General features: G+C 62.9%; 24 protein-coding genes. 15 read left to right on the forward strand and 9 right to left on the reverse strand.

Going from position 1 to position 25,194, the window contains the following annotated elements; genetic code table 11:
• Window positions 1–386: hypothetical protein (locus GZ093_RS06240; protein ID WP_296483573.1), on the reverse strand; the 386-nt coding region annotated here is incomplete at its 3' end.
• Between the two features lie 157 nt (window positions 387–543).
• On the opposite strand from GZ093_RS06240, the gene GZ093_RS06245 reads away from it, so the two are divergent.
• The 4 genes from GZ093_RS06245 (at window position 544) to GZ093_RS06260 (ending at window position 5,147) form a co-directional block, all read left to right on the forward strand.
• Window positions 544–1,263, forward strand: a complete 720-nt coding sequence (locus tag GZ093_RS06245) for a response regulator (RefSeq protein ID WP_296483575.1) — start codon at window positions 544–546, stop codon at window positions 1,261–1,263.
• Window positions 1,260–2,591, forward strand: a complete 1,332-nt coding sequence (locus GZ093_RS06250) for an ATP-binding protein (protein WP_296483577.1) — start codon at window positions 1,260–1,262, stop codon at window positions 2,589–2,591. Before GZ093_RS06245 ends, GZ093_RS06250 begins: the two co-directional genes overlap by 4 nt.
• Window positions 2,592–2,658: 67 nt before the next feature.
• Entirely contained in the window at window positions 2,659–3,720 is a 1,062-nt protein-coding gene (locus GZ093_RS06255) for a 3-deoxy-7-phosphoheptulonate synthase (RefSeq protein ID WP_296483578.1), read from the forward strand.
• A 41-nt stretch (window positions 3,721–3,761) separates the two neighbouring features.
• Entirely contained in the window at window positions 3,762–5,147 is a 1,386-nt protein-coding gene (locus GZ093_RS06260; protein WP_296483580.1) for a sodium-dependent transporter, read from the forward strand.
• A 49-nt stretch (window positions 5,148–5,196) separates the two neighbouring features.
• Here GZ093_RS06260 and GZ093_RS06265 read toward each other — a convergent pair whose 3' ends face one another.
• Window positions 5,197–6,750: an acetyl-CoA hydrolase/transferase family protein gene (locus GZ093_RS06265; RefSeq protein ID WP_296483583.1), complete on the reverse strand. Its 1,554-nt coding sequence runs from the start codon at window positions 6,748–6,750 to the stop codon at window positions 5,197–5,199.
• Window positions 6,751–7,093: 343 nt separating this feature from the next.
• Between GZ093_RS06265 and hpaR the strand changes: the two genes are divergently transcribed.
• The 5 genes from hpaR to GZ093_RS06290 all read left to right on the forward strand — a co-directional run bounded on the left by hpaR (window position 7,094) and on the right by GZ093_RS06290 (window position 11,036).
• A complete protein-coding gene (hpaR, locus tag GZ093_RS06270; protein ID WP_296483586.1) occupies window positions 7,094–7,600 on the forward strand; it encodes a homoprotocatechuate degradation operon regulator HpaR in 507 nt (168 codons plus the stop codon).
• A gap of 97 nt (window positions 7,601–7,697) precedes the next feature.
• Window positions 7,698–8,492, forward strand: coding sequence for an amino acid ABC transporter substrate-binding protein (locus tag GZ093_RS06275; RefSeq protein ID WP_296483588.1), 795 nt, complete (start codon window positions 7,698–7,700; stop codon window positions 8,490–8,492).
• 102 nt (window positions 8,493–8,594) lie between these two features.
• Window positions 8,595–9,248 (forward strand): amino acid ABC transporter permease, encoded by a 654-nt coding sequence (locus GZ093_RS06280; protein ID WP_296483591.1) that lies wholly within the window; start codon window positions 8,595–8,597, stop codon window positions 9,246–9,248.
• On the forward strand, window positions 9,241–10,005 hold the full coding sequence (locus tag GZ093_RS06285; protein ID WP_296483717.1) for an amino acid ABC transporter ATP-binding protein: 765 nt from the start codon (window positions 9,241–9,243) through the stop codon (window positions 10,003–10,005). Before GZ093_RS06280 ends, GZ093_RS06285 begins: the two co-directional genes overlap by 8 nt.
• Before the next feature lie 113 nt (window positions 10,006–10,118).
• Entirely contained in the window at window positions 10,119–11,036 is a 918-nt protein-coding gene (locus GZ093_RS06290) for a transglycosylase SLT domain-containing protein (RefSeq protein WP_296483593.1), read from the forward strand.
• A 6-nt stretch (window positions 11,037–11,042) separates the two neighbouring features.
• On the opposite strand, the gene GZ093_RS06295 is transcribed toward GZ093_RS06290, so the two are convergent.
• The 4 genes from GZ093_RS06295 to lplT all read right to left on the reverse strand — a co-directional run bounded on the left by GZ093_RS06295 (window position 11,043) and on the right by lplT (window position 14,658).
• Entirely contained in the window at window positions 11,043–11,528 is a 486-nt protein-coding gene (locus GZ093_RS06295; protein ID WP_296483597.1) for a glutathione peroxidase, read from the reverse strand.
• Window positions 11,529–11,623: 95 nt separating this feature from the next.
• Entirely contained in the window at window positions 11,624–12,331 is a 708-nt protein-coding gene (locus GZ093_RS06300; RefSeq protein ID WP_296483600.1) for a VOC family protein, read from the reverse strand.
• Window positions 12,332–12,455: 124 nt separating this feature from the next.
• A complete protein-coding gene (locus GZ093_RS06305; RefSeq protein WP_296483603.1) occupies window positions 12,456–13,334 on the reverse strand; it encodes a DMT family transporter in 879 nt (292 codons plus the stop codon).
• 40 nt (window positions 13,335–13,374) lie between these two features.
• Window positions 13,375–14,658 (reverse strand): lysophospholipid transporter LplT, encoded by a 1,284-nt coding sequence (gene lplT, locus GZ093_RS06310; RefSeq protein WP_296483606.1) that lies wholly within the window; start codon window positions 14,656–14,658, stop codon window positions 13,375–13,377.
• Between the two features lie 121 nt (window positions 14,659–14,779).
• Between lplT and alr the strand changes: the two genes are divergently transcribed.
• The 4 genes from alr (at window position 14,780) to GZ093_RS06330 (ending at window position 18,536) form a co-directional block, all read left to right on the forward strand.
• Window positions 14,780–15,916, forward strand: a complete 1,137-nt coding sequence (gene alr, locus GZ093_RS06315) for an alanine racemase (RefSeq protein WP_296483608.1) — start codon at window positions 14,780–14,782, stop codon at window positions 15,914–15,916.
• Window positions 15,916–17,124, forward strand: a complete 1,209-nt coding sequence (locus GZ093_RS06320) for a hypothetical protein (protein ID WP_296483611.1) — start codon at window positions 15,916–15,918, stop codon at window positions 17,122–17,124. Before alr ends, GZ093_RS06320 begins: the two co-directional genes overlap by 1 nt.
• A 96-nt stretch (window positions 17,125–17,220) precedes the next feature.
• A complete protein-coding gene (locus tag GZ093_RS06325; RefSeq protein ID WP_296483615.1) occupies window positions 17,221–18,183 on the forward strand; it encodes a DnaJ C-terminal domain-containing protein in 963 nt (320 codons plus the stop codon).
• On the forward strand, window positions 18,180–18,536 hold the full coding sequence (locus tag GZ093_RS06330; RefSeq protein WP_296483618.1) for a chaperone modulator CbpM: 357 nt from the start codon (window positions 18,180–18,182) through the stop codon (window positions 18,534–18,536). Before GZ093_RS06325 ends, GZ093_RS06330 begins: the two co-directional genes overlap by 4 nt.
• On the opposite strand, the gene GZ093_RS06335 is transcribed toward GZ093_RS06330, so the two are convergent.
• Window positions 18,528–21,116 (reverse strand): cation-translocating P-type ATPase, encoded by a 2,589-nt coding sequence (locus GZ093_RS06335; protein ID WP_296483622.1) that lies wholly within the window; start codon window positions 21,114–21,116, stop codon window positions 18,528–18,530. The genes GZ093_RS06330 and GZ093_RS06335 overlap by 9 nt on opposite strands.
• Window positions 21,086–23,572: a magnesium-translocating P-type ATPase gene (gene mgtA, locus GZ093_RS06340; RefSeq protein WP_296483625.1), complete on the reverse strand. Its 2,487-nt coding sequence runs from the start codon at window positions 23,570–23,572 to the stop codon at window positions 21,086–21,088. The genes GZ093_RS06335 and mgtA overlap by 31 nt, the downstream gene beginning before the upstream one ends.
• 20 nt (window positions 23,573–23,592) lie before the next feature.
• Between mgtA and GZ093_RS06345 the strand changes: the two genes are divergently transcribed.
• Both GZ093_RS06345 and GZ093_RS06350 read left to right on the forward strand, forming a co-directional pair.
• Window positions 23,593–23,766 carry a hypothetical protein gene (locus tag GZ093_RS06345; protein ID WP_296483629.1) on the forward strand — a complete coding sequence of 58 codons (174 nt, stop codon included), beginning with the start codon at window positions 23,593–23,595 and terminating at the stop codon, window positions 23,764–23,766.
• Between the two features lie 158 nt (window positions 23,767–23,924).
• A complete protein-coding gene (locus GZ093_RS06350; RefSeq protein WP_296483631.1) occupies window positions 23,925–24,047 on the forward strand; it encodes a YegP family protein in 123 nt (40 codons plus the stop codon).
• 118 nt (window positions 24,048–24,165) lie between these two features.
• Here the strand turns inward: GZ093_RS06350 and GZ093_RS06355 are convergent, their stop codons facing one another.
• Complete coding sequence (locus GZ093_RS06355; protein ID WP_296483634.1) at window positions 24,166–24,987, reverse strand: HpcH/HpaI aldolase/citrate lyase family protein; 822 nt, start codon at window positions 24,985–24,987, stop codon at window positions 24,166–24,168.
• Window positions 24,988–25,194 lie beyond the last annotated feature (207 nt).

A 25,194-nucleotide genomic window follows, 5' to 3' on the forward strand; every position in this document is an offset into this window, starting at 1 on the left:
CCGCCGCCGCTGCTACCGCCGCCGCTGCTACCGCCGCCGCTGCTACCGCCGCCGCTGCTACCGCCGCCGCTGCTACCGCCGCCTCCGCTGTTGCCAGACGCCTTACCCTGCTGGCGATTCTCATAACCAGCACCGTAAGGCATGACAACAGCTGCACCGGTATCCTCCTGGCTGCTTGCGCCGCCGGGCTGAACCGGGCTGGTGACTTGGCCTTCTTTGTCAACAAGCAGTACCGTGGGATCAGCCGCCGGCGCAATGGGTTTGCGCACCGACAGATTCAACGGACGGCTTGACATGGGCTCTGAGTCCCTTGGCAGGGACTGAGCACCAATGCCAGACACAAAGGTCACAAGCAGCAATGAGCAGATGAAAGTGCGGGTGTTCATGGTGTTTGTTTTCCGGGTAGGTGTATGGTCCAGCGCGCGTGTCGCTGCAGGATGTCAGAAAAGCCTTGTTGTGTCTCTGTTTGTCGCAGCGGGTATCGCCAGGTGTCAGACGCGCTCAAAGCGCCGGGGCGCGGCGTAAACTGCCTCAAAATCTACCATGAACGCCGTGACCAACCCCCATATTCTTGTTGTCGACGATGATCCGGACCTGCGCGACCTGCTCGCGACTTATCTGGGTGCGAACGGCTTTGTGGTGGCCAGTGCGGGCGACGGCGCGGCCATGTGGGCGGCACTCAACGGGCCAATGCCCGATGCCATCGTGCTCGATTTGATGCTGCCAGGTGAAGACGGCCTGTCGCTGACGCGTGCCCTGAGGGCCAAATCGTCGGTGCCGATTCTGATGCTGTCGGCACGTGGCGAAGAACTTGACCGCGTCATTGGCCTGGAAGTCGGCGCTGACGATTACCTTGCCAAGCCCTTTGGCCCACGTGAACTGCTGGCACGGCTGCGCGCGCTGCTGCGCCGCAGCCATGTGCCAGAGCCCGAGCTGGCCGCAGCGGCAGTGCCGCCCCGTTTTGGCCCCTTTGCGCTCGACACCCTGGGTCACCGGCTGTTGCGGGGCGGTCAGGAAGTGGCGCTGACCAGTGCCGAATACGAGCTGCTGGCCGCTCTGGTGGCGCACCCGAACCGCGTGCTCTCACGCGACACGCTGGTGGATATGTTGCGCGGCTACGAGCGCGACCCGTTTGACCGCAGCATCGACAACCGCGTCACCCGGCTGCGGCGCAAGATTGAACCTGAACCCGCTGCGCCCGTGTTTATTCGCACCGTGCGCGGGGAGGGTTATCTTTTCAATCCCCGGGGTGGACAGCCTTGAGAGCCCCCCGAAGTCTGGCGCGCCAAAACACGCTGGCGCTGGCCATCGCTTTTGTGCTGATCGAACTGCTGACCATCACCCTGTTTGCGCTGTGGGTCTTGCTGCCGCTGGCACGGCGTTCCGCGGACGACCTGGCCGGGCTGATGGTGTTGTCAGCGCAGACCTGGGCCGAATTGCCCCCCCAAACCCGCCCGGCATTTGAAGAAGAGCTGCTCAAAAGCCACGCGCTGGCGCTGCGTGCAGACCGGCCCGGCATGGGGCATGACGAATGGCTTCCACCGTACTTTTATGTGCTGGAGGACGCTTTGAATCGCCGTACCGGCCTGCAGCAACATCTGCGCAGCGAGACGCTGGACAGTGGCACCTGGTACTGGGCGAACGTGTCGACCGGCAGTGGCCTGTTGACGGTGGGTTTGTCGGCGACCCGCGTTGACAGTCAGCCGTTGATGGCTTTCTTTATCGCGCTGCTGGTCGGTTTGATCTTCGCCTTTGGCGTCGCCCTCTGGCTGGCGCGCCGCCTGACCCGGCCGCTGGCGCAACTGGAAGCCGCCAGCGCGCTGATCGGGCAGGGCGGCAGCCCGACGCTGCTGCCCGAGACCGGACCGCGCGAGATGGCGGCCTTGAGCCGGCGTTTCAACGCCATGGCGCAACAGGTGCGAGAGTTGCTTTCAGCCCGCACCACCTTGCTGGCCGGCGTGTCGCACGACCTGCGCACCCCGCTGGCGCGCATGCGCCTCGCCCTTGAAATGCTCAAAGACAAGCCCGACCCCCAGCTGATCGAGCGCCTGGAGCGCGACATTGAGCAGATGAACCGTTTGATTGGCAATGTGCTGGACCTGGCGCGTGGGCTGGCGCATGAGCAACCGGTGCGCACCGCACTGGCAGACTTTCTGCATCAGATCGCATCGGACTTTTCAACGCCAGCCAGCCCGGTCACGGTGAGCTGCCCGCCGTGCCCGTGGGACATCGCCCCCACCGCCTTGCAGCGCGCCATCGGCAACCTGCTGCAAAACGCCCAGCGCTATGCACCGGGCTCGCCGGTGGAACTGGTGGCCGTGCTGGCGGGGCAACAATGCCGCATCGGTGTGCTGGACCGTGGCCCGGGCATTGCGCCGGATCAGCTGGCAGCGGTGTTTGAGCCCTTTCACCGGCTGGATGCCTCACGCAGCCCGGCCACGGGCGGATCAGGATTGGGGCTGACGATTGTCAAAGAACTGGCCCGCGCCAACGGCTGGCAAGTGACACTGGAAGCCCGCCCCGGTGGCGGCTTGCAGGCGTGGATTGAGCTGTCAAACGCAGCCGCGAAAAATTTACTATTAAAAATGTAGCTACTTACGCATATAGAATAAGGGCTAGAGCTCGATTTCTTATAAATTTTATGGAACAGACGCTGCCATGACCTTCCCCTCGGCCCTTGAAAACCTGAACGTGCTGTCGCAGCAGCCCTTGTTATCGCCCAGCGCCTTGCACGACGCCGTGCCCGCCACGGCGCGTGCCAGCCAGACCGTGAGTACGGCGCGCACCACCGTGGCCAACATCCTGCAGGGGCAGGACAAACGTCTGCTGGTGGTGGTGGGGCCGTGCTCGATTCACGACATCAAGGCCGCCAAAGACTACGCGCAGCGTCTCAAAGCGCTGGCCGATGAATTGACGGACCAGTTGTTCATCGTGATGCGGGTCTACTTTGAAAAACCCCGCACCACGGTCGGCTGGAAGGGCCTGATCAACGACCCACACATGGACGACTCGTTTGACATTGAAGCGGGGCTGCGCGTCGGGCGCCAGCTGCTGGTGGACCTGAACGACATGGGCCTGCCCTGCGGCACCGAAGCGCTGGACCCGATCACGCCGCAGTACCTGGGCGACCTGATCGCCTGGAGCGCCATTGGCGCGCGCACCACCGAAAGCCAGACGCACCGCGAGCTGGCCAGCGGCTTGTCGAGCCCGGTCGGCTTCAAGAACGGCACCGACGGCAATCTGGAGGTGGCCCTGAACGGCATGCTGTCGGCAGCGCAGCCGCACGCGTTCCTGGGCATCAACGGCGAGGGGCAAGTGGCCTTGACGCAAACGCGCGGCAACGCCTTTGGCCACTTGATCCTGCGCGGTGGCGCCGTGCCCAACTACGACTCGGTGGCGGTAGCGCAAGCTGAAAGCGCGCTGCAGGCGGCCCACCTGCCGGTCAACATCGTGATCGATTGCAGCCACGCCAACTCGCGCAAAAACCATGCGCTGCAGACGCTGGTGCTCAAAGACGTGGTGCACCAGATTGCCGATGGCAACCAGTCGATCAAGGGCGTGATGCTGGAATCCAACCTGTTCGAGGGCAACCAGAAGCTCGGCAAACCGCAAGAGTTGCGCTACGGCGTCTCCATCACCGATGCCTGCCTGGGCTGGGACAGCACCGCCGCCAGCCTGCGCGAAGCCGCAGCCCGCCTGCGCACCATGGCGCCGCGCTGACGGCCGGCGCAGACTACCGTGCAACGCGCTGCCGTGCACCCATGAAGGAAAAGAACGCCCTCGCGCGACCCGACCAGGGCCTGCAACGACCCGGCTTCAGTTCCGGTTTCGGCGTGCTGGCCGCCACGCTGGGCTCAGCGGTCGGTTTGGGCAATATCTGGAAATTCCCGTATCTGACCGGTGCCAATGGCGGTGCGGGCTTTTTGCTGGTGTATTTGCTGGCGACCTTGCTGGTGGGTCTGCCGGTGATGATGGCCGAGATTTCGCTCGGACGTGAGGCCAAGGCCAATCCCATTTCTGCGCTGCAAGCGTTGGCGCCCAAGGGCCAACCCTGGTGGCTGGTCGCCATGGCCGGCATGCTGGCTGCTTTCTTGATCCTGTCGTTCTATTCTGAAGTCGTCGCCTGGGTCTTTGCCTACGTGGTCAAGGCGCTGCGCGGCTCCATCCTCAGCAGCGATCCACAGGTGACCGAGGCCGCTTTTGGCGCGCTGATCAGCGACCCCCTGCAGTCGCTGCTCTGGCAGTGGGCGGTGCTGGTTTTTATCGGCGGCATCCTGCTGATGGGGGTGACCAAGGGCATTGAGGCGCTGACCAAAAAATTGATGCCGCTGTTGTTCCTGCTGCTGTTGCTGCTGTGCGCGGTCAGCCTGTCGCTCGACAAGGCGGCCGAAGGACTGGCGTTCCTGTTTCAGCCCGACTTCAGCAAAATTACTGCGTCGGTGGTGCTGACGGCCATGGGACTGGCTTTTTTCAAGCTGTCGATCGGCATGGGCACCATGATGACCTATGGCAGCTATTTTCGGGACGACCAGAACATCCCGCTCACCACCTTGCGCGTCATGAGTGCCGATCTGTGTGTCTCGATGTTGGCTGGGATTGCCATCTTCCCGGCGGTCTTTACGTTCGGCTTTGCGCCAGCCGCCGGCCCGGCGCTGGTGTTCATCACCATTCCGGCCGTTTTTTCCCAGATGCCCATGGGGCAATGGCTGATGGTCGCCTTTTTTGTGCTGGCAGCCGTTGCCGCCACCGGGGCCATGCTGTCCCTGATGGAAGTGCCGGTGGTCATTTTGCACGAGCGTTTTGGCCTGTCGCGCCCCAAGGCGACCCTGCTGACGCTGTCACTGCTGCTGGTCTTGGGTGCCAGTTGCGCGCTGAGCAACAGCGCGCTGGCTGACTTCAAGCTGTTCGGGCTGACCATGTTCGACTTGTTCGATTTCGTGTCGTCCAACATCATTCTGCCGGCCGGGGGCATCTTTATCGCCCTGTTTGTCGGCTGGGTCTGGGGTGCGGGCAAGTTCCGGGGGGCGCTCACCAACCACGGCCAACTGGCCAATGAAAAACTGGCGAACGCGGTGTTTTTTCTGTTGCGCTATGTCTCTCCGTTGCTGATCCTGATCGTGATGCTTAAGGGCTTGAATCTCTTTTAAGGCGCTTCATGTCGCCTGGAAGAAATCCGAGCACCCTGGCAGCAGGCCATCAGATCGACAGTGAAACGCTTTTCTCGTAGGAATGGATGTCGGGGGTGACCTGCTCGGGCAACATGGAGCCGGTGTCACGGTAGCGGGAATGCCACGACAGCGCTTCCTCCAATATATGCGGCGTGTGGCCGCCCCGCTGTTTCGCGCGGGCCACGTAGGCCTGCAGCATTTGCCGGTAAGGTTGCGCCACGCAGTGGTCAATGATGACTTCGGCACGCTCGCGCGGTGCCAGACCGCGCAAATCAGCCAGACCGACTTCGGTCACGATGATGTCCACGTCGTGTTCGGTGTGGTCCACGTGCGACACCATCGGCACGATGCTCGATATCTTGCCGCCCTTGGCGATCGACTTGGTCGCAAACACCGACAGGTAGGCGTTGCGCGCAAAGTCGCCCGAGCCGCCAATGCCGTTCATCATGTGCGTGCCCAGCACGTGGGTGGAGTTGACGTTGCCATAGATGTCGGCTTCCAGCGCGGTGTTGATCGCGATCAGCCCCAGGCGCCGGATGATTTCGGGGTGGTTGCTGACTTCTTGCGGACGCAGCACCAGCCGGTCCTTGTATTTGCCGATGTCGTTGAACACCTGCCGGCTTTTTTCCGCCGACAAGGTGATCGAGGAGCCGGACGCAAAGTCGAGCTTGCCGGCGTCGAACAGGTCAAAGGTGGAGTCCTGCAGTACCTCGGAGTACATCGTCAGGCGCTTGAACGGGCTGTCGATAAAGCCCGCCATGACCGCGTTGGCGATGGTGCCGATGCCGGCCTGCATCGGCAGCAAGCTCTCGCTCAAACGGCCCTGGGCCACTTCTTCCTTGAAAAAATTCACGAGATGCGCTGCGATGGCCGCCGTCTCAGTGTCGGGCGGCAGGATGGTGGAGGAACTGTCGAGCTTTTCCGTGAAGACGATGGCGACGATCTTTTCGGGTGGAATCTCGATCGCAGTGGTGCCGATGCGGTCATACGGCGTCATCAAAGGCATCGGTTCGCGGCGCGGGCGGTGCTTGGGGATGAAAATGTCGTGCAAGCCTTCGAGTTCCAGCGACTGGGTGAGGTTGATTTCGACGATCACCTTGTCCGCCAGAATGGCAAAACTGGCGCTGTTGCCGACCGACGTGGTCGGGATGATGGCGCCGCTCTCGGTGATGGCGATAGCCTCGATGATGGCGACATCGATCGGGGCGATCTGCCGCGTGCGCAGCAGCTCGACCGTCTCCGACAGGTGCTGATCGACATACATCACCTCACCCCGATTGATGGCCGCGCGCAGCACCGGATCGGCCTGGAACGGAATACGCCGCGCCAGCACGCCCGCTTCGGTCAGTGTCTTGTCGACATCACTGCCCAGCGAGGCGCCGGTCATCAGCGTGATCTTCAACTTTTCATAGCGCGCCCGTTCCGCCAGTGCCAGCGGCACGACCTTGGCGTCGCCCGCGCGGGTGAAGCCGCTCATGCCCACCGTCATCCCGTCCTGGATCCATTCGGCCGCCTTGGCGGCGCTGGTCACGCGCTCTTTCAAAAATGGCAGGCGGATGCGGCTGTCAATATTGTTGTGCATTTCTTTGTTCCTCTTTAGTTGGTGTTTTTGCCATCCGGTCAGGCAAGCGTGGATCAGCGCCAGCGGCGCGGGGACCGGCGCATCGCCCAGCGATTCGCGCAAGTGGATTCAATAGGTCGATCAATCACTATCAGAGGCCGCTCATGGGCGTGGGGGTCGGCCACAATGGCCAGCACTTTGTTCACACGCGACCACCGCAGCATCCGCGGCAGGACTGTCTTGCGTGCGCAAGGGCAATGCCTGACCATCGAGGCCGCGCGCCGCATTCGGATCCAATGATTAAAATGGCTCACTAACATGTTAGTAGTTTAATCACTAATATATTAGTAAGTAAAGAGACGTCATGGAGTCCCGTTTGAAGCCCCGAATTGCTTATCGCAACCTGCCCCAGCGCTTTCTCAAAGCGCGGGAGTGCCTGATGGCTCACTTCCGGCCGATCCTGAATCACTATGGCCTCACCGATCAGCAGTGGCGAATCCTGCGCTTGCTGGATGAGCACGATCTGCTTGAACCGCGTGAAATCTGCAGTTTGTGCCAGATTCACAGCGCCAGCATGGCGGGCGTATTGGCGCGCATGGAGGCGCTGGCGCTGATTCAACGCAGCCGGGTGGCCGGCGATCAGCGGCGGGTTGTGGTTCGTTTGGCGCCGAAGGGGGATCAGCTGGTGCGCGAAATGGCGCCGTTGATCGATTTGCAGTACCAACTGATTGGCGACGCTATCGGGGTGGAAATTTTTGACGATCTGTTTCATTCACTGGAGGCGTTCATCGGCGCTGGGCACGAATCGGTTGGGCATATTGAACTGCCGTCAACGATGCCCGCCGCAAAAGACACCGTGGCTTCTCGTTAAAATTACGTCTTGCACAAGGGATGAGATGGGCCGCTACCGGGGCCCGTTGCCTGCGGCACCCTGCCGATCGATAACTGTTTCACAACTGGGAAAAGAAATGAAAAAACGCGTTTTGTGTTTGATGGCTGGCCTGCTGGCCGCGATGGTGTTGACGGGCTGCGGCAAGAAGGAAGAGCCTGTGGCCGTGGCTCCGGCGCCTGCCCAAGCGATTGTCATTGGCCTGGATGACAATTTCCCGCCGATGGGTTTTCGTGATGACAAGAATGAGCTGGTCGGCTTTGACATCGACCTGGCCAAAGAGGCTGGCAAGCGCCTCGGTGCGACGGTGAGCTTCAAGCCCATCGACTGGAACGCCAAGGAAGCTGAACTCAATGGCAATCGCATCGATGTGCTGTGGAACGGCCTGACGATCACCGAAGAGCGCAAGGCCAGGATCCTGTTCACCAAGCCCTACCTTGAAAACCGCCAGATCATCGTGGTGACCGAGAAGTCGCCGATCACGACCAAGGCGCAACTGAGCGGTGCGGTGGTGGGCGTGCAGGATGGCAGCAGCGCGGTTGATGCCATTCAAAAGGACGAAGCTACCGCCAAGTCGATCAAGGAACTCAAGAAGTTCGGCGACAACGTCACGGCGCTGATGGACCTCTCGGCTGGACGTCTGGACGCATTGGTGGTGGACGAAATCGTTGGCCGCTATTACACCGGCAAGAAGCCGGGCGAGTACCGTGTGCTGGAGGAAAATTTCGGCACCGAAGACTACGGCGTTGGCACACGCAAGAGCGACACCGAACTGTTGTCCAAGTTGGACAAGGCACTGGACGACATGAAGGCCGATGGCACCGCCGCCAAAATTTCGACCCAGTGGTTCGGCAAGGACATCGTCAAAAAATAAGCAACTCAAGCTCCGGGACTGACATCGGTCATCCAGCCATCCGGTAGGCGCACGGCGCGTCTACCCGGCCGGATTTTTATTTCCGGGCCCTGAGACTTTGCCATGAATTACCTTGCCGACATCTTGCCCCCCCTGTTGCAGGGCAGCGGCGTCACGCTTCAGGTCTTCCTGATCACGCTGGTGCTCGCGGTGCCGCTCGGTCTGGGCCTGGCATTGATCAGAATTTCGCGCTTTGGCTTTCTGAGTGGGCTGGTCAATGGCTATATCTGGCTGATGCGCGGCACGCCGCTGATGCTGCAGATGCTGTTCATCTACTTTGCCTTGCCCTTCATACCCATCATTGGTGTGAGTCTGCCCGATTTCCCGTCGGCGATTGTCGCCTTTGTGCTGAACTATTCCGCCTATTTTGCGGAGATCTTCCGCGCCGGAATCCAGTCGATCGACCGCGGCCAGTACGAGGGTGCCAAGGTGCTGGGCTTGAGCTATCCCCAGACCATGCGCCGCATCGTGCTGCCGCAGGTGCTCAAGCGCATCCTGCCGCCGATGAGCAACGAGACCATCACGCTGGTCAAGGACACCTCCCTGATTTATGTGCTGGCCATGAACGACCTGCTGCGGGCGGCACGCGGGATTGTTCAACGCGATTTCACGACGATGCCGTTTGTCGTGGCGGCCGCCTTCTATCTGATCATGACCCTGGTGCTGACCTACGGCTTCCAGCGTCTGGAAAAGAAATACGCTGTCTATGATGAATAGCTTGATGATTCGCGCGGTCGATGTGCACAAGCGATTCGGCGCGGTGGAAGTGCTCAAGGGGGTATCGCTGGACGTCGACAAGGGCGAGGTGCTCGCCGTTATCGGTCCGTCAGGATCGGGCAAGAGCACCTTCCTGCGCTGTTTGATCCATCTGGAGACCATCCACCGCGGCAGCATCGAGATTGAGGGCGAGGCGCTGGTGACCACCGATGTCCAAGGCCATTGCAGCTACGTGCCAGAGGCCGAAATTCGCCGCGTCTGCCGCAAGATGGGCATGGTCTTTCAGCACTTCAACTTGTTTCCCCATCTGACTGTACTGCAAAACCTCATTGAGGCACCGCTGACGGTGAAGGCGGCGCGCCTGGACGAGATCGTGCCCAAGGCGGAGGCCCTCTTACGCAAGGTCGGGCTGTTCGACAAGCGCGACAGTTATCCCTCGCGCCTGTCTGGCGGCCAGAAGCAACGCGTGGCCATCGCGCGGGCCTTGGCGATGGAGCCAGACATCATGCTGTTCGACGAGCCCACCTCGGCGCTGGATCCTGAACTCACCGGCGAAGTGCTGAGCACCATGCGCGCACTGGCCGAGGAGCGCATGACGATGATCGTTGTGACGCATGAAATGGCCTTTGCCCGTGAAGTGGCTGGCCGTGTCGTCTTCATGGACGGTGGCACCATCGTCGAGGCGCGCCCGGCGCGCGAGCTGTTTGCTGCCCCCGCCCATCCCCGCACGCGGGCGTTCCTGGAGAAAATGCTCTAGCCCTGCGGCTCGTTGCGAGTGCCGTGGCATGGCCGGCGGCGCGACCAAGCGGCCATGCCCCGCGTTGAGGTTTCGCAAGGAGCGCCGCCAGAAAAGCCTGGACACTGCTTGGCATGCACCCACGCCATTCTCTTGTTCGGGCCGTGTTTCTGGCGCTCTTTGGAGCTGCTGCCGCGCTGTCGGCGTGGGCGCAGAACAGTCCTGCTGACAGCGCCCCCACTGTCGATCTGCGCCAGCAGGCCATCGCGTACGAAAACGGCGAAGGCGTGCCGCGCAACCTGGAACTGGCCATCTCCCTGTACTGCAAGGCCGCGTTGTTGGGCGACGCCCAAGCCCACTACAACCTGGGCTGGATTTATGCCAACGGGCGCGGCGTGCCACGCAACGACGCGACGGCTGCCTATTTTTTTCAGTCCGCCGCCGCGCAGGGGCTGGAGGCCGCCCAACGCATGTTGAAGATCGTCGGCGGGGCGACCACTGACGTACCCGAGTGCCTGCGTCCGCCGGCACCCTTGCGAGCGCCCGTGTTGCCAGAGCTGGCGCCGGAGCCGGGTGTGGACTACCACGCAGTTGCGCCCCGCAAGATTTTTGAGCTGGTGATGAAAATGGCGCCCCAGTACCAGGTGCAGCCGCAGCTGGCGCTGGCCATCATTGCCGCCGAGTCCAATTTTGACAGCCAGGCGCTGTCCCCCATGAATGCGCAAGGCCTGATGCAACTGATCCCCGAGACCAGCCAGCGCTTCAAGGTGCGCAACCCGTTTGATGCGGCGCAGAACATCCGCGGTGGTCTGGCCTATCTGCGCTGGTTGCTGGCCTATTTCGAGGGTGATATTGCCCTGGTGGCCGCAGCCTACAACGCGGGCGAGGGCAAGGTGGAGCGTTACCGGGGCGTGCCACCGTACCAGGAGACCCGCGCCTATGTACGGCGCATCCTGCGCGCGGTGGGCGCGCTGGTGCATCCGTTTGACGCCAGTGTGACGCGGCCCTCACCGGCGCTGGCCCTGATCCGGCCGCCGTGGCAGGTCAACTGAGCCGGCTCAGGCCGCCAGCGCCGCTTCAATGTCTCTGGCCATGCCGGCGGGCGTGTCGGTCGGCGCATAGCGCTTGAGCACCTGGCCGTCCTTGCCGATCAAAAATTTGGTGAAATTCCATTTGATGGCCTTGCTGCCGAGCAGGCCGGGCGCCTCTTTGGTCAACCACTGGTAGAGCGGGTGGGCTTGCGGGCCGTTGACGTCGATCTTGGCCATCATGGGAAAGCTCACGCCATAGTTCAACTGGCAAAACTCGGCGATTTCGTCGTTGCTGCCGGCGTCTTGCGCGCCAAACTGGTTGCACGGGAACCCCAGCACCACCAGCCCCTTGTTGCCATAGGTTTCGTGCAACTCTTCCAGGCCGGCAAACTGCGGTGTGAAGCCACAGGCGCTGGCCGTGTTGACGATCAGCATGACTTTGCCCCTGAACTGGCTCAAGGACACCGATTGGCCATTGATCTGCCGGGCTTCAAAATCGTACGCAGTGCTCATGGACGCTCCCGATGGGTGGATGGGGCGGCCAGTGTCGCACTTCTGGCGCAAAGCCGCAGGGCGGTCGTGGGCTGACCGTGACGGCGGGCGAAGCGCTAGATCCCGTGGCTCTCCAGCATGACGATGCCTTTGGGTGTATGTAGCGTCGCGGTGATATTGGCTGGGCCGGTTTCAAGGCCAATGTCGGTGAGTCCGATGGCCTCAAACGCCGCTTGCAGCTTGGCAGCCGTCGGATGCGTGATGCCAAGCTGCTGCAGCGTGACACCGGAGCGCGGCAAGCTGTTTCTGGGGTGAAGGCGCAAGGGCTCGGCCGCATCGGGTCTGCCCCATTGAATCAAGCTGGGCAGCGCGCCGTTGAACAGGCGTTGCCCGTCGTCGCGCACCGTGATTTGCCATTGCAGCACACCACGGCGGGTGTGGCGCTTGCCTTGCACCGCCGGTCCGCTGTCGATACCCTGCGCTTTCAACGCGGTTCGCGCGGCCTGGATGTCGCTGGTATTGACCACAAAATGCACGAGACGCGGCTCAATCGCAACGGCGGCTTGCAGCGCCGCATCGTCCATGTCAAACCAACGCTTGGCCGGCGAATTGGCCGGCCTTTTGGCGGCCGGATTGATGGCGATGATTTCAAGATAGGCCAGCGGATGGACCGGCGTTGCGATCTTGAACAAGCGGTTGTGTGTGCCATACAGCGCCTGTTCATCGCCCGGGCCGGGGGTGATGCCGAGTTTGTCCTCGCACCACTGCACCCCCAACTCCAGCGTTTTGGCGACGACGACCAAATGATCAATTTGTGTTTTCATGACTCAACCATAACATTTGCTGCCACCTTTACGGCGCGTCCCACCGGCCCCAAGCAAGGATATACGGTCGGTCGGCGGTCCTTGCATGAGCGCCAGTGGCTGCCGACGTTCCAAGTCGGTCCCCTCAAGCCGGCTGGCGAAACGACAGCACTGACAGCAGCGACGCCAGCAGGATCAATGCGCCGCCGATCAGGGTGCGCGTGGACAGTGTGCCGGCCCCCAGCAGCACGGAGGAGCCGCTGGCAAAGACCACTTCAGACAGCATGATGAGCGAGGTCGCGCTGGCGCTCAGGTGGGCGGCGCCGTATTGCAGCGCGAAGTTGCCCGCCAGGAAAGCCAGGCTGATCAGCAGCACCCAGGCGACCCAGGCCAGGTCGGGCGTGGGCAGCGGCGTGACCACGTCCAGCCCCAAGCCCAGCACGGCAGCCGCGCTGGCCAGCACGGCGCCGCCCGCAAACATGGCCAGCATGCGGGATTCGCCCGGGGTCTGATTGAGCCGGCGCAGCAGGATGTTGGTCAAGGCAAAACAAAAGCCGCCCATCAGGGCCAGCCAGTCGGCCAGGCTCTCGGGCACCGGCCAGGGCGACGCCGGCGTCTTGAGCACAATCACCACACCTGCCAGCGCCAGCAGCAGGCGAAGCAGCGAGCCGGTGGTGGGCTTTTCGCCCAGCAGCGGCCAGGCCAGCAGCACCACCCAGGCCGGCATCAAATAGAACAGCAAGACGACCCGCACCACGTCGCCCACCGTGACCGCCCAGTTGAAGCCGACGTTGGTCAATCCGGCCGCCAGCAGGAGCCACCACAGCTCGGGGTGGCGCAGAAAACCGCGCCAGGCGCGCGGCTGCACCAGGCCCAGACAGAGCAGGGCAAAGGCATAGATCAGGGCGGTGGTCCACAGCGGGTGCAGGCCCAGGTCCTGCAAGGCGCGAAACGGCCACCAAGACACGCCCCAGACGAAGGCGTTCAGCGTCAGTGCCGCCGCGGCGAGTGCCGTCTTGCTCAAGGGAGGGCAGCGAAATAGGGCTTGGCTGACTTCAAGCGCATCAAACCTCAAACTTGTCGTTGCGCGCAATGCTCAGCAGATGCTCGATCTCCACCCGATGCACCACGCAATTGTGCGCGTGCCAGCGCCGGATCAGCCACATGAAGCCGGCGATCACCAGGCCAAAGCCGGTGATGGCGGCGAAGGTCGGCACGCCCAGCCCGGTGGACAGGCTGTAGGCCGCGCCGAGCCCCAGAATGCAGGCCTGCTCGTTGAAGTTCTGCACTGCGATGGAGCGCCCCGAGCCCATCAAGTTGTGACCACGGTGCTGCAGCAGCGCGTTCATCGGCACCACCAGGAAGCCGCCCAGCGCGCCCAGCAAGATCAGAAACGGCGCCGCCACCCAGACGTTGCTGATAAAGATCAGCAGGATGATCAGGACGCCCATCACGATACCCAGCGTGATGACCCGGGGACCGTCCTCCAGCCGCATGCGCATCGACGCTACCACCGCGCCGGCCGCCATGCCGATCGCCACCACGCCTTGCAGGGCCGAGGCTTGTGTGACGGAGTAACCCAGCGCAGCGGCGGCCCAGGCAAGCACTATAAAGCGCAAATTGCCCGCCACACCCCAGATCAGCGTGGTGGCGGCGAGCGAGATTTGGCCCAGCTTGTCGCGCCACAAACGGGCGTTGCAGGCCCAGAAATCGGGCAACAGCGAAGTGATGCGCCGCGGCAACGGCCGCATCTCGACCCCGGTCAGGGGGATATGGGTGTTGAACCAGGTCGCCAGCAAATAAACAAAAATCAGCACGCAAATCGCGGCCTCGGGCGCGTTGTTCACGCCGGTGTCTATCAGGGGCATATCAATGGCCAGGAGCCAGGGCGCGATCACCGGCCCCACCAGTTGCCCGCCCAGCAACACGCCCAGAATGATCGAGGCAATGGTCAGTCCTTCAATCCAGCCATTGGCCTTGACCAACTGCGAGGCCGGCAACAATTCCGTCAGGATGCCGTATTTGGCCGGCGAATAGGCCGCGGCACCCAAGCCCACAATGGCGTACGCCAGCAAGGGGTGCGAGCCAAACAGCATGAACAGGCAGCCCACCACCTTGATGAAGTTGCTGATCAGCATCACTTTGCCCTTGGGCATGGAGTCGGCAAAGGCGCCGACAAAAGGCGCGAGCACCACGTAAAACAGCGCAAACATGGGCACCAGGGCGGCTTGCTGCCATTCGGGTGCATGGCTGCTTCGGAGCAATTGCACGGCAGTCACAAACAGGGCGTTGTCGGCCAGCGAGCTAAAAAACTGCGCCGACATGATGGTAAAAAAGCCGCGTTTCATTGTCTACAGGCGCGCATCAGTGGCTGATGCAGTGGGTATGGGGTGTCTTGAACGATGCGGGTTTATAGCACGCCCCCGTAGTGTCAAAATCCCTACCTCACGCTTTAACCCCAGAGTGCCCATGCCGCGTCCAATCCAAGCCACCATTCACACGGCTGCACTGCGCCACAATTTGGCGCGCGCGCGCCTGGCCGCGCCGGAGGCAAAAGTCTGGGCCATCGTCAAAGCCAATGCCTACGGCCATGGCATTGAGCGCGTGTTTGAGGGTTTGCGCGCGGCCGACGGCTTTGCCCTGCTGGACTTGGACGAGGCGCAGCGCGTGCGGACCCTGGGCTGGCGTGGACCGATTCTTTTATTGGAGGGCGCGTTCGAACTGCGCGACCTGGAACTGTGTTCGCGGCTGGACCTGTGGCATACGGTGCACTGCGACGAGCAGATCGACATGCTGGCGAGCCATAAGACCAAGGTGGCGCAGCGGGTGTTTCTGAAAATGAACTCCGGCATGAATCGCCTTGGCTTTACGCCAGCGCGTTACCGCGCCGCCTGGACGCGCCTGAATGCCCTGCCGCAGGTCGATGAAATATCGCTGATGACGCATTTCAGTGACGCCGATGGCGCCCGCGGTATTGCAGAGCAGATGGCGGTGTTCGCCGAAGTCACGCGCGACTTGCCGGGCGAGCGCAGCTTGAGCAACAGCGCCGCCACCTTGCGCTTCACGTCCGTCAAGCCAACGGACGACCTGCCGGGCGACGGATCTATCGCCTCCGACTGGGTGCGCCCCGGCATCGCCGTTTATGGCAGCGCGCCTGACTTTCCCCAGCACAGCGCGGCCGACTGGGCGTTGCAGCCCGGCATGACACTGACTGCAAAAATAATAGCTACTCAATCAATAGATACTGGGGCTAGCGTCGGATATGGCTCAACATTTGTGGCGGAAAAGCCGATCCAGGTCGGGGTCGTCGCCTGTGGCTACGCCGACGGTTACCCGCGCGTCTGCCCCACGGGCACGCCGGTGCTGGTCAATGGCGTTCGCACGTGCACGGTGGGCCGCGTGAGCATGGACATGCTCGCCGTTGACTTGAGCGCCGTGACCGCCGCCGGTGGCCATGTAGGGATCGGCAGCGATGTGACGCTCTGGGGGCGCGCCGCCAATGGACTGGTACTGGGCATTGACGAGGTGGCCCAATCGGCTGGGACGGTGGGCTACGAACTGATGTGCGCACTGGCACCGCGTGTGCCCGTGCTGGTGGCCGACTGATGGATTACGTCGCGCTGCCCCTGGCCCGACTCAAACTCGGCAACACGCTGCCCGTTGATGTGTTGGCCCCTGACGGGCGCCTGTTGTTGCGCCGCGGGCAGGCGATCCTGTCGGAGCAGCAGCGTGAGACCTTGCATGCCCACCAGGCCTGCATGACCGCCACTGATGCCCGCGCCTGGCAAAAAAGCTATGAGCGGCTGATCAACACACTGGTGCGGCGGGGCGTCGATCTTGACACCATCCTGCAAGCGGATCTTCCCAGTGAACTTGTGGAGGCCGATTACCTGTTCGGCGCCCAAGTGCTGGGGGGCTGGCTCGATTTGCAGGAGATTCTGCGCGGGCTGCTGTACCAGGGCGAGGCTGCCATCAACCCCTTGCCCCGGCTGGCGGGCATTGAGACTCGGGCGCTCGAGTTGCTGAGCAGCGATCCGGATGAATGCCTGTTTATCCTGTTTCAGGCACTGGCCGAGGTCAGCTTGGGTTACTGTGCGACCCACGGCCTGCTGTCAGCGGTGGTTTGTGCGTTGACTGCAGAAAAACTTGACATGGTGGCGCTTACCGGCGGCGGCCTGTTTCGTGCCGCCCTGGTCATGAACATCGGCATGGCGCGGGAGCAGGATAAGCTGGCCATGCAGAGCTCGTTGCCGACCGAGGCGCAGCGAGAGTTGGTGCGGCAACACCCTCGCAAAAGTGTCGAACTGTTGCGGCACATGGGGGTGAGCGACGAAGACCAGTTGGACATCGTGCGCTGGCACCATGAATCCGACGAGTCACACGGGCTGGCGCACAACGCAATGGCCAGGCGCCTGCTGCGCCTGGCGGATGGGTTTGTCGCCAAGATGGCGGCGCGCAAGACGCGACTTGCGATGTCGGCCTTGGGCGCGGCGAAATCGGCATTTTTGGGCGCGACGCCAGACACCGCCAGCATCGGTTCGGCCATGGCGACGGCACTCGGGTTTTATCCTCCGGGCACTTACGTGCAATTGGTCAACGGCGAAAAAGCGGTCGTCGTTGCGCGCGGGTCGCGCGCCAATCTTCCACACGTCGTGAGCATTGTCAATGCGGGCGGCATGCCCTTGAGCAAATATCTCTACCGCGAGACCAGCAATGTTCAGTTTGGCATTCGCACGCCGATCAATGCAGAGCGGATCAAGGTCAAGGTCAGCCTGGAGAAGGTGCAAAAATTGCGCAAGGAACACGCGCACTGACGTCGATGGACGCGGCCCCTGAGCGGGGTGACAATCAATCCGGCGTCAGCGAAGCGCTTGCGCTGGTGGGCCGTATTTATGGCCGGGAGGATGCAAGTGGAATTCAAGGACTATTACAAGACCATGGGCCTGGAGCGCAGTGCGACGCAGGACGAGATCAAGCGCGCGCACCGCACCCTGGCCCGCAAGTACCACCCCGACGTCAGCAAGGAGCCCAACGCCGAAGCCCGTTTCAAGGAAATTGGCGAGGCCTATGAGGTCTTAAAGGACCCGGAAAAGCGCGCCGCCTATGACCAGCTGGGTGCCAACTGGAAAGGCGGACAGGAGTTTCGACCGCCACCGGACTGGAACGCCGGGTTCGAAACGGGCGGTGCGGGATTTGGCGCGGGTGAGGCCGGCGACTACAGCGACTTTTTCGAGTCACTGTTCAGTCGCGGCTTTGGCGCGCAGCGCGGTGGTCGGCACGGGGGTGCCGCCTTTCATGCGCCGGGACAGGACCGGCACGCCAAAATCCAGATCGACCTGGAAGACGCCTACCACGGCGCCACGCGCCGGGTCACGCTGCAGGTGCCCACGCTTGACGCCCAGGGCCATGTGGCCACGCGCGAACACACCATCGAGTTCAACATTCCCAAGGGCGTGCGCGCCGGACAGCAAATTCGACTGGCGGGCCAGGGTGACGCCGGCATGGGGCAGGGCGCGCCAGGTGATTTGTACCTGGAGATCGAGTTTCGCCCGCATGCGCACTACCGCATTGACAAGCATGACGTTTACCTGGACTTGCCGGTGGCGCCATGGGAAGCGGCGTTAGGGGCGCAGATCGACGTGCCCACACCGAGTGGCTTTGTGGACCTGAAGATTCCGCCCGGTTCGGTCGAAGGCCGCAAGCTGCGCCTGAAGGGGCGCGGCATTCCGGCGCGCACGCCCGGCGACTTTTACTTCGTGCTGAAAATTGCCTTGCCCCCGGCCGACAGCGAAGCGGCCCAGGCGTTTTACCGCAGCATGGCCACACAGTTCAAAGGTTTCAACCCCCGTGCCAGACTGGGAGCCGCCGCATGAGTACCACGCCAAAGCGCGCCGCCACCCGCGCCGCGACAGCAGAACCGGCCGCCGAGCTGACCCTGCTGGAGATCAGTCGCACCTGCGCTGTGCAGACCGATTTCATCGTCGAGTTGATTGAGGAAGGCGCCTTGGCACCGATGGCTGGCAATGAGCCAGCGAACTGGCGCTTCACCAGCGCGCAGACCCGCCACGTCACGGTAGCGGCGCGCCTGCAGCGCGACCTGGGCGTGAACCCGGCCGGTGCCGCGCTGGCGCTGCAGTTGCTTGATGAAGTGGAAACATTGCGGGCGCAGCTCGTAGCCAGTGCACTGGTCGATGACTCCGCTCCATCCGGCACGCGATCAGATTGACACAACTTTTGCTGTCTGGCGCTGACCGAGTTTGACCGCCTCAAACCACAGCATGCTGGTCAACCCCAAGCCCAGCGCGGCAGTCAAGTAGGGCAGGGGCAGCGGTTCAAACACAAACAAGCGCGCCAGCCACGGCAGATACAGCGCCAGCGCCATCAGGGCGAGCGCCGCGCTCGTCACGATCCAGAGCGTACGGTTGGGCACCCACAAACTGGCCCACAGTGAGCCGACACGGCTGCGGTTGGAGAAAATCAGCGCCAAGTTGGTGCAGACCAGTGTCGCAAAAGCGAAGGCACGCGCCGCGCCTTCGGTCAACTGGCTGGCGCCCCAAACGGTAGCGCCCATCACGAACGCCAGCGCGCCAAGACCTTGCAAGAGCGCCAGCAGCAGCGTCATGCCGCCAAACAGGGGCGTGTTGACCTTGCGCGGGGGGCGCTGCATCACACCGGACTCGGTCGGCTCGTTCTCGAACACCATGGAGCAGGCCGGGTCGATCACCAGCTCCAGAAACGCAATGTGCACCGGGAACAGCATGGTGGGCCAGCCCAGCAGCACGGGCAGCAGCGCCATGCCGGCAATGGGTACATGCACCGCCAGGATGTAACTCATGGACTTGCGCAGGTTGTCAAAAATGCGCCGCCCCAGCCGCACCGCGCGCACGATGGAAGCGAAGTTGTCGTCCAGCAGCACCAGCGACGCGGCCTCGCGCGCCACGTCGGTGCCGCGTCCGCCCATGGCGACGCCCACATGCGCGGCCTTCAGCGCCGGTGCGTCGTTCACGCCATCGCCCGTCATGGCCACAATCTCGCCATTGGCTTTCAGCGCCTGAACAATGCGCAGTTTTTGCTCGGGGGCGATGCGGGCGCAAACACTGACCGTTGCCATACGTTGCTGCAGTTCGGCGTCGCTCATGCCCGTCATGGCGTCACCGGTGAGCACCGCTTGCGCGTCGCCCGTGTCCAGCTGCGCCGCTCTGGCAATGGCGCTGGCGGTGGCGGGGTAATCGCCGGTGATCATGACCACGCGGATGGCCGCCGTTCGACACTCGGCCACGGCCGCTGGAACATCGCCGCGCAGCGGGTCCGCCAGCCCCAGCAGGCCGACAAATTCAAACTCAAAATCATGCTCGATCGCGGGCCACTGCTCGCCCGCAAAGCGCGCCTGGGCCACACCCAACACCCGCAAACCGCTGGCGGCCATCTCATTCACGGCCGCCGCGATGCGTGCCTGCGCAGGGCCGTCCAGGTGGCACAAATCCATGATCGCTTCCGGCGCCCCTTTGGCCGCCACCACATGCACCTCCCCCGCCACCGCTTTCCAGACGTGGGACATGGCACGCAATTCAGAGGTCAGGCCGTATTCCTGCATCAGGGTCCAGTCGTGGTGCAGATGCTCGGTGTCTTTGAGGAAATGCTGGCCGAGCCGGTGAAAGGCCTTTTCCATCGGGTCAAACGGCTCGGCGACGCTGGCCAGAATCGAGAACTCCACCAGGGTGTGAAAGCTCTCGGGCAGATCCGCAGTGCCGGCGTAATCGACCATCAAACGTTCCCGCGGGCCGTCGTTCGCGCGGCTGGCATCCTCGGCGTACAGTTGCGCCACGGTCATGCGGTTCTCGGTCAGCGTCCCGGTCTTGTCCACACACAGGACCGAGGTTGCACCCAGGGTCTCAATCGCGGCGATGCGTCGGGTCAGCACGTTTTGTTTTGACAGGCGCCAAGCGCCCAAGGCCGGAATCACTGTGAGCACCACCGTGAACTCCTGCGGCAGCATGGCCATGGCCAGCGCGATGCCGGCCAGCAACGCGGCCATCCAGTCACCGCGCAGCAGGCCATAGGCCAGCACCAGCAGCAGACTGGCGCCAAAGGCAATCAGCGCCAGCACTTTCACCAGCCGGGCGGTCTGCTTTTTGAGCGGCGACGGTTCACTGGTGAGGGTCTCCAGCGCGGTGCCGATGCGTCCGATCTCGCTGCGCGGGCCGGTCGCGGTCACGCGCGCGCTGCCGTGCCCCTTCACCACCAGGGTGCCGGAGAACAGGTAGGGCAAACCGTCCCCGCCGGGGCGCGCTGCGGGTTGCGCAGTGGGTCGCAGTGTCGCGATCTTGCTGACCGGCACCGGCTCGCCGGTCAGCAGGGATTCGTCGACCTGCAGGTCGGTGCCGCTGATCAGCAGCGCATCGGCGGCAATGCGGTCGCCCTCGGACAGCAGCAGGATGTCGCCCTGCACCACGTCGCGCCCGGCAATGCGCAGCGGTCGCCCCTCGCGCAGCACCAGCGCGCGCGGGCTGGTGAGATCGCGCAAGGCGGCCATGGCCCGCTCGGTCTTGCCTTCCTGGTACAGCGTCAAGGCCAGCACCACCAGCACCAGTCCAAACAACACCAGTCCTTCGTGCAGGTCACCCAACACCAGGTAGAGCGTGCCCGCTGCCAGCAACAGCATGAACATCGGCTCTTGCAGGGTCTCCCGGACGATGGCGTGCAGGGTGCGACGCTGGTCGCCGGGCAATGCGTTGGGGCCGTCGGCTTGCAAGCGCTGGGCGGCCTCGCCCGCACTCAAGCCCGCATCAGGCGGCGGTAGAACCATTGCTTGCCTCCTTCCACGGCCAGCAGGTAGGCGATCAGCAAGGGCATCAGCAGTCCGAAAAACCCCATCGGCAGCGGCGTGAACCCCAAGTAAGGAGCCAGCGGGGTGAACGGCAGCGACATCGCCGTGACCACCACCGCCAGAGACGTCAGCACGAGCCAGCGGTTGGGGTGGCTGCGCAAGGGGTTGCGCCGGGTGCGAATCACAAAAATAACCAGTACCTGGGTGGCGATGGACTCAACGAACCAGCCGGTGCGAAACAAGGATTCATGCGCGTTGAAAAGGCTGAGCAGCAGGTAGAAGGTCAGAAAATCAAACAGCGAGCTGATGGGGCCGATGGTCAGCATGAAATTGCGGATGAAACCCATGTCCCACCGTCTCGGCTGCGCCAGGTCCTCCTCGTCCACGTTATCCATGGGCAGCGTGATTTCCGATACGTCATACATCAGGTTGTTGAGCAAAATCTGCAGTGGCAACATCGGCAGAAACGGCAGAAACAAGGTGGCCGCCGCCATGCTGAACATGTTGCCGAAGTTGGAGCTGGTGGCCATCATGATGTACTTCATCACATTGCCAAAGGTGCGTCGGCCTTCCAGAATGCCTTGGTGCAGCACCATCAGGTCGTGCTCCAGCAGAATCATGGCCGCCGCCTGCTTGGCCACGTCGACCGCGCCTTCCACCGAAATACCGACATCGGCCGTGTGCAGGGAGGGTGCGTCGTTGATGCCGTCACCCAGATAGCCCACTACATGACCGCGCGCTTTCAGTGCCAGGATGATGCGATTCTTTTGCGCCGGGTTGACGCGGCAAAACAGGTTGACGCCTTCCACCCGTGCCCGCAGGGCATCGTCTTGCATGGCCGACATCTCCGCGCCGGTCAGCACGCCCTCAATGGGCACGCCCAGTTGGGTGCAGACATGGCGGGTGACGCGCTCGTTGTCACCCGTCACAATTTTGACGGCCACGCCGCTGGCGGTCAGTGCCTTGAGCGCCTCGCCCGCGCTGGCCTTAGGCGGGTCCAAAAAGGCCGCGAAACCGGCAAAGATGAGCGCACTCTCGTCTGACACCACCGCATGCGGGTGATCGCTGGGCACCTCGCGCCAGGCGATGCCCAGCGCCCGAAAGCCCTCTTCACCCAGACTGTCAAACAGCGCGTTGATGCGCGCGCGCGCCGCCTCATCAAGCAGCACCGTGGCGTCCGCACTGTCCTGGTAGTGCGTGCACAGGCGAACCATGTCTTCGGGCGCGCCCTTGACGACCAACCGGCGCGCAGCGCCGCGCTCCACCAGCACCGACACGCGCCGGCGCTCGAAATCAAACGGCACTTCGTCAATCTTGTGCCAGCTTGATACGTCGATCTCTTCGTGCGCCAGGATGGCATCGTCGAGCGGGCTTTTCAGGCCGCTCTCGAAAAAACTGTTCAGGTAGGCAAGTTCCAGCACATGGGGGTCATCCTCGCCCTGCGCATCGACATGGCGCTCCAGCCGGATTTGGGCCTCAGTCAATGTGCCGGTTTTGTCGGTGCACAGCACATCCATCGCGCCCATGTCCTGAATGGCGGACGGGCGTTTCACAATCACTTTCAGCGCGGCCATGCGCAGGGCGCCGCGGGTCAACGTCACCGATACCACCATCGGCAACAACTCGGGCGTCAGGCCCACCGCCAGTGCCACGGCAAACAAGAATGATTCGAGCAAGGAGCGGTGCAATGCCACATTGACCAGCAAGGTGAACAGCACCAGCAGAAACGTCAAGCGCATGATGAGCATGCCGAAACGCCGGGTGCCGATCTCGAACGCGGTGGGAGGCGATTTTTCTGCCAGGCTGACTGCGACAAGCCCCAGCGCGCTGGCGCTGCCGGTGCGGCCAATCGTCACGCGCGCCGAACCACTGATCACGGAACTGCCCATGAACACGGCGTCCGGCGCATCCAGGGCCCAGGCCTCGGCTGGGGCCGGTTCGGCGCCGGCATCGCCGGGTTTGACAACGCGCTTTTCGACCGGAAAAGGTTCGCCGGTCAGCTGCGCCTGGTTGACAAAGAAGTCATCCGCCTCCAGCAACCGCGCATCGGCTGGCACCAGATTGCCGGCCGACAGCAGCACCACGTCGCCGGGCACCAGCTCGGTCACCGGCAACTCGCACGGGTGATCGTCGCGCAGCACGGTGGCGGTGACGGCCACCTTGAGGGCCAGTTGTTCAGCCGCGCGGCCGGCCCGGTAAGCCTGCACAAAGTCCAGCGTCACGCTCATCATCACAATCACACCGATGATGACGGCGCCCGTGAGGTCACCCGTCAAGGCCGACAGGCCGCTGGCCGCCAGCAGCACCAGCACCAGTGGATTTTTGAAGTGCGCCAGAAACTGGAGCAACACGGCCTGTTGGGTGGCGGCTTGAAGCCGGTTAGGGCCGTATTGCCTGAGCCGCTGGGCCGCATCGAGCTGGGTTAATCCACTCATGGCTCGCTCCCAATGCGCAGATGAAGCCGCGCTGGGTTCAGCAACGAATCGATGGCGGCAACAAGGGGGAGGACAACGGTCATGATGAGAGCGGCTTAGCTTCGATTATCTTGGCGTGGCAAATTGCGCCGGTATTGACGGTGCGCAAGATCGCGGCATTTTGCGGTGCAGCCGTGATGAGGCTGAGTCATTGAGATTTCGCAAGCAAGAGCCGGTCGTCTCTGTCAATCCTATTTGAGAGGTCTCATGGATTGACTCGGCTTGAGCGCATCGGCTGCCCGAGCTTTTGCACAGTCTGTGCCTCACTACAGGAGAATAAATATGACTGGCTGGTATGAACTGAGCAAGAGCAGTGACGGGCAATCATCAGGTCATTGGCACCAGCCAGATGTACGCCACCGAGGCAGCGCGTGAATCTGACATCGCTCGCGTCAAGGCGGACGGCGCGTCCAAGACGGTCAAAGAAAAAATCTGACATTTCCGCCCATCTCGCGGGCGTCCTCCATACACACTTCGTTGAGAGATTAATGGGTCATATCGGGCTCTAGCCCTTGTCCCGTATGCCTTGGTAGATATTATTATGGTAGCAGTGTTTAATAACCACGGACCGCAGCGGCAGCAGCCGCCGGCAGCTTGAACTTCTCCAGCAGCGCTGTCGCCGCCGCCGACAGCAGCATGGTGTCGACGCCCACCGCCACGAACAAGGCCCCGGCCGCCAGCCACTTGCGTGCCTGATCCTCGCTGGTCGCCAGTGTGCCGGGCGCCTTGCCGGCCTTGAGAATGCGGGCGATGCCGTCTTCAATCGCGGCCTGGACCTCGGGATGACCGGGGTTGCCTGGAAAACCCATCGAGGCCGACAAATCGGCCGGGCCGATAAAGACGCCGTCGACGCCCGGCGTGGCGGCGATGGCGTCCAGGTTCTCCATGGCCTCCACCGTCTCGGCCTGCACCAGCAGGCACACCTGGTCATTGGCTTCATGAATGTAGTTGGGGTAGCCCTGCCAGCGCGACGACCGTGCGATCGGACTGCCCATGCCGCGAATGCCCTGCGGCGGGTAACGCATGGCTTGCGCCAATTGGGCCGCCTGGGCCGCCGTGTCCACCATCGGCACCAGAAGGGTCTGCGCCCCCAGTTCCAGGTATTGCTTGATCAGCGCCGTGTCGCCCACCGGCACGCGAACCACGGGGTGCGAACCGGGGCCAGCCAGCGCACTGGTGGCGCTGGCAATGGCTTGCAGTTGCCCGAGGACCGAGCGCAGATCGTTGGGCGCGTGCTCGCCGTCGATCACCAGCCAGTCATAGCCGGTGCCGGCCAGGAGTTCGGCGCAATAGGGGTCAGCCAGGCCGAGCCACAGGCCGATCTGGGTCTGCTGGTGCTGCAGGGCTTGTTTGAAGGTGTTGACAGGTGTTTTCATAGGGGTTGTTTTTTCATCTGGTGTGCGTGCCATGGCGGCGCTGGCCGCTCTAATTTTGATAGCTTTCGGCAAGCTGGTCAATACGGCTGCTGACGCCTACGTGCAACGCTGCCACATTTCGCCCTAAGGCGCCCTTGAGACTCGGCCGCGCGCAAGCTGGAAGCGCCCGAAACCGAGCAGACTGTCCACATCACGGACTTGTGGGTG

It is taken from the genome of Rhodoferax sp. (genome assembly GCF_010365055.1).
Lineage (GTDB): Bacteria > Pseudomonadota > Gammaproteobacteria > Burkholderiales > Burkholderiaceae_C > Rhodoferax.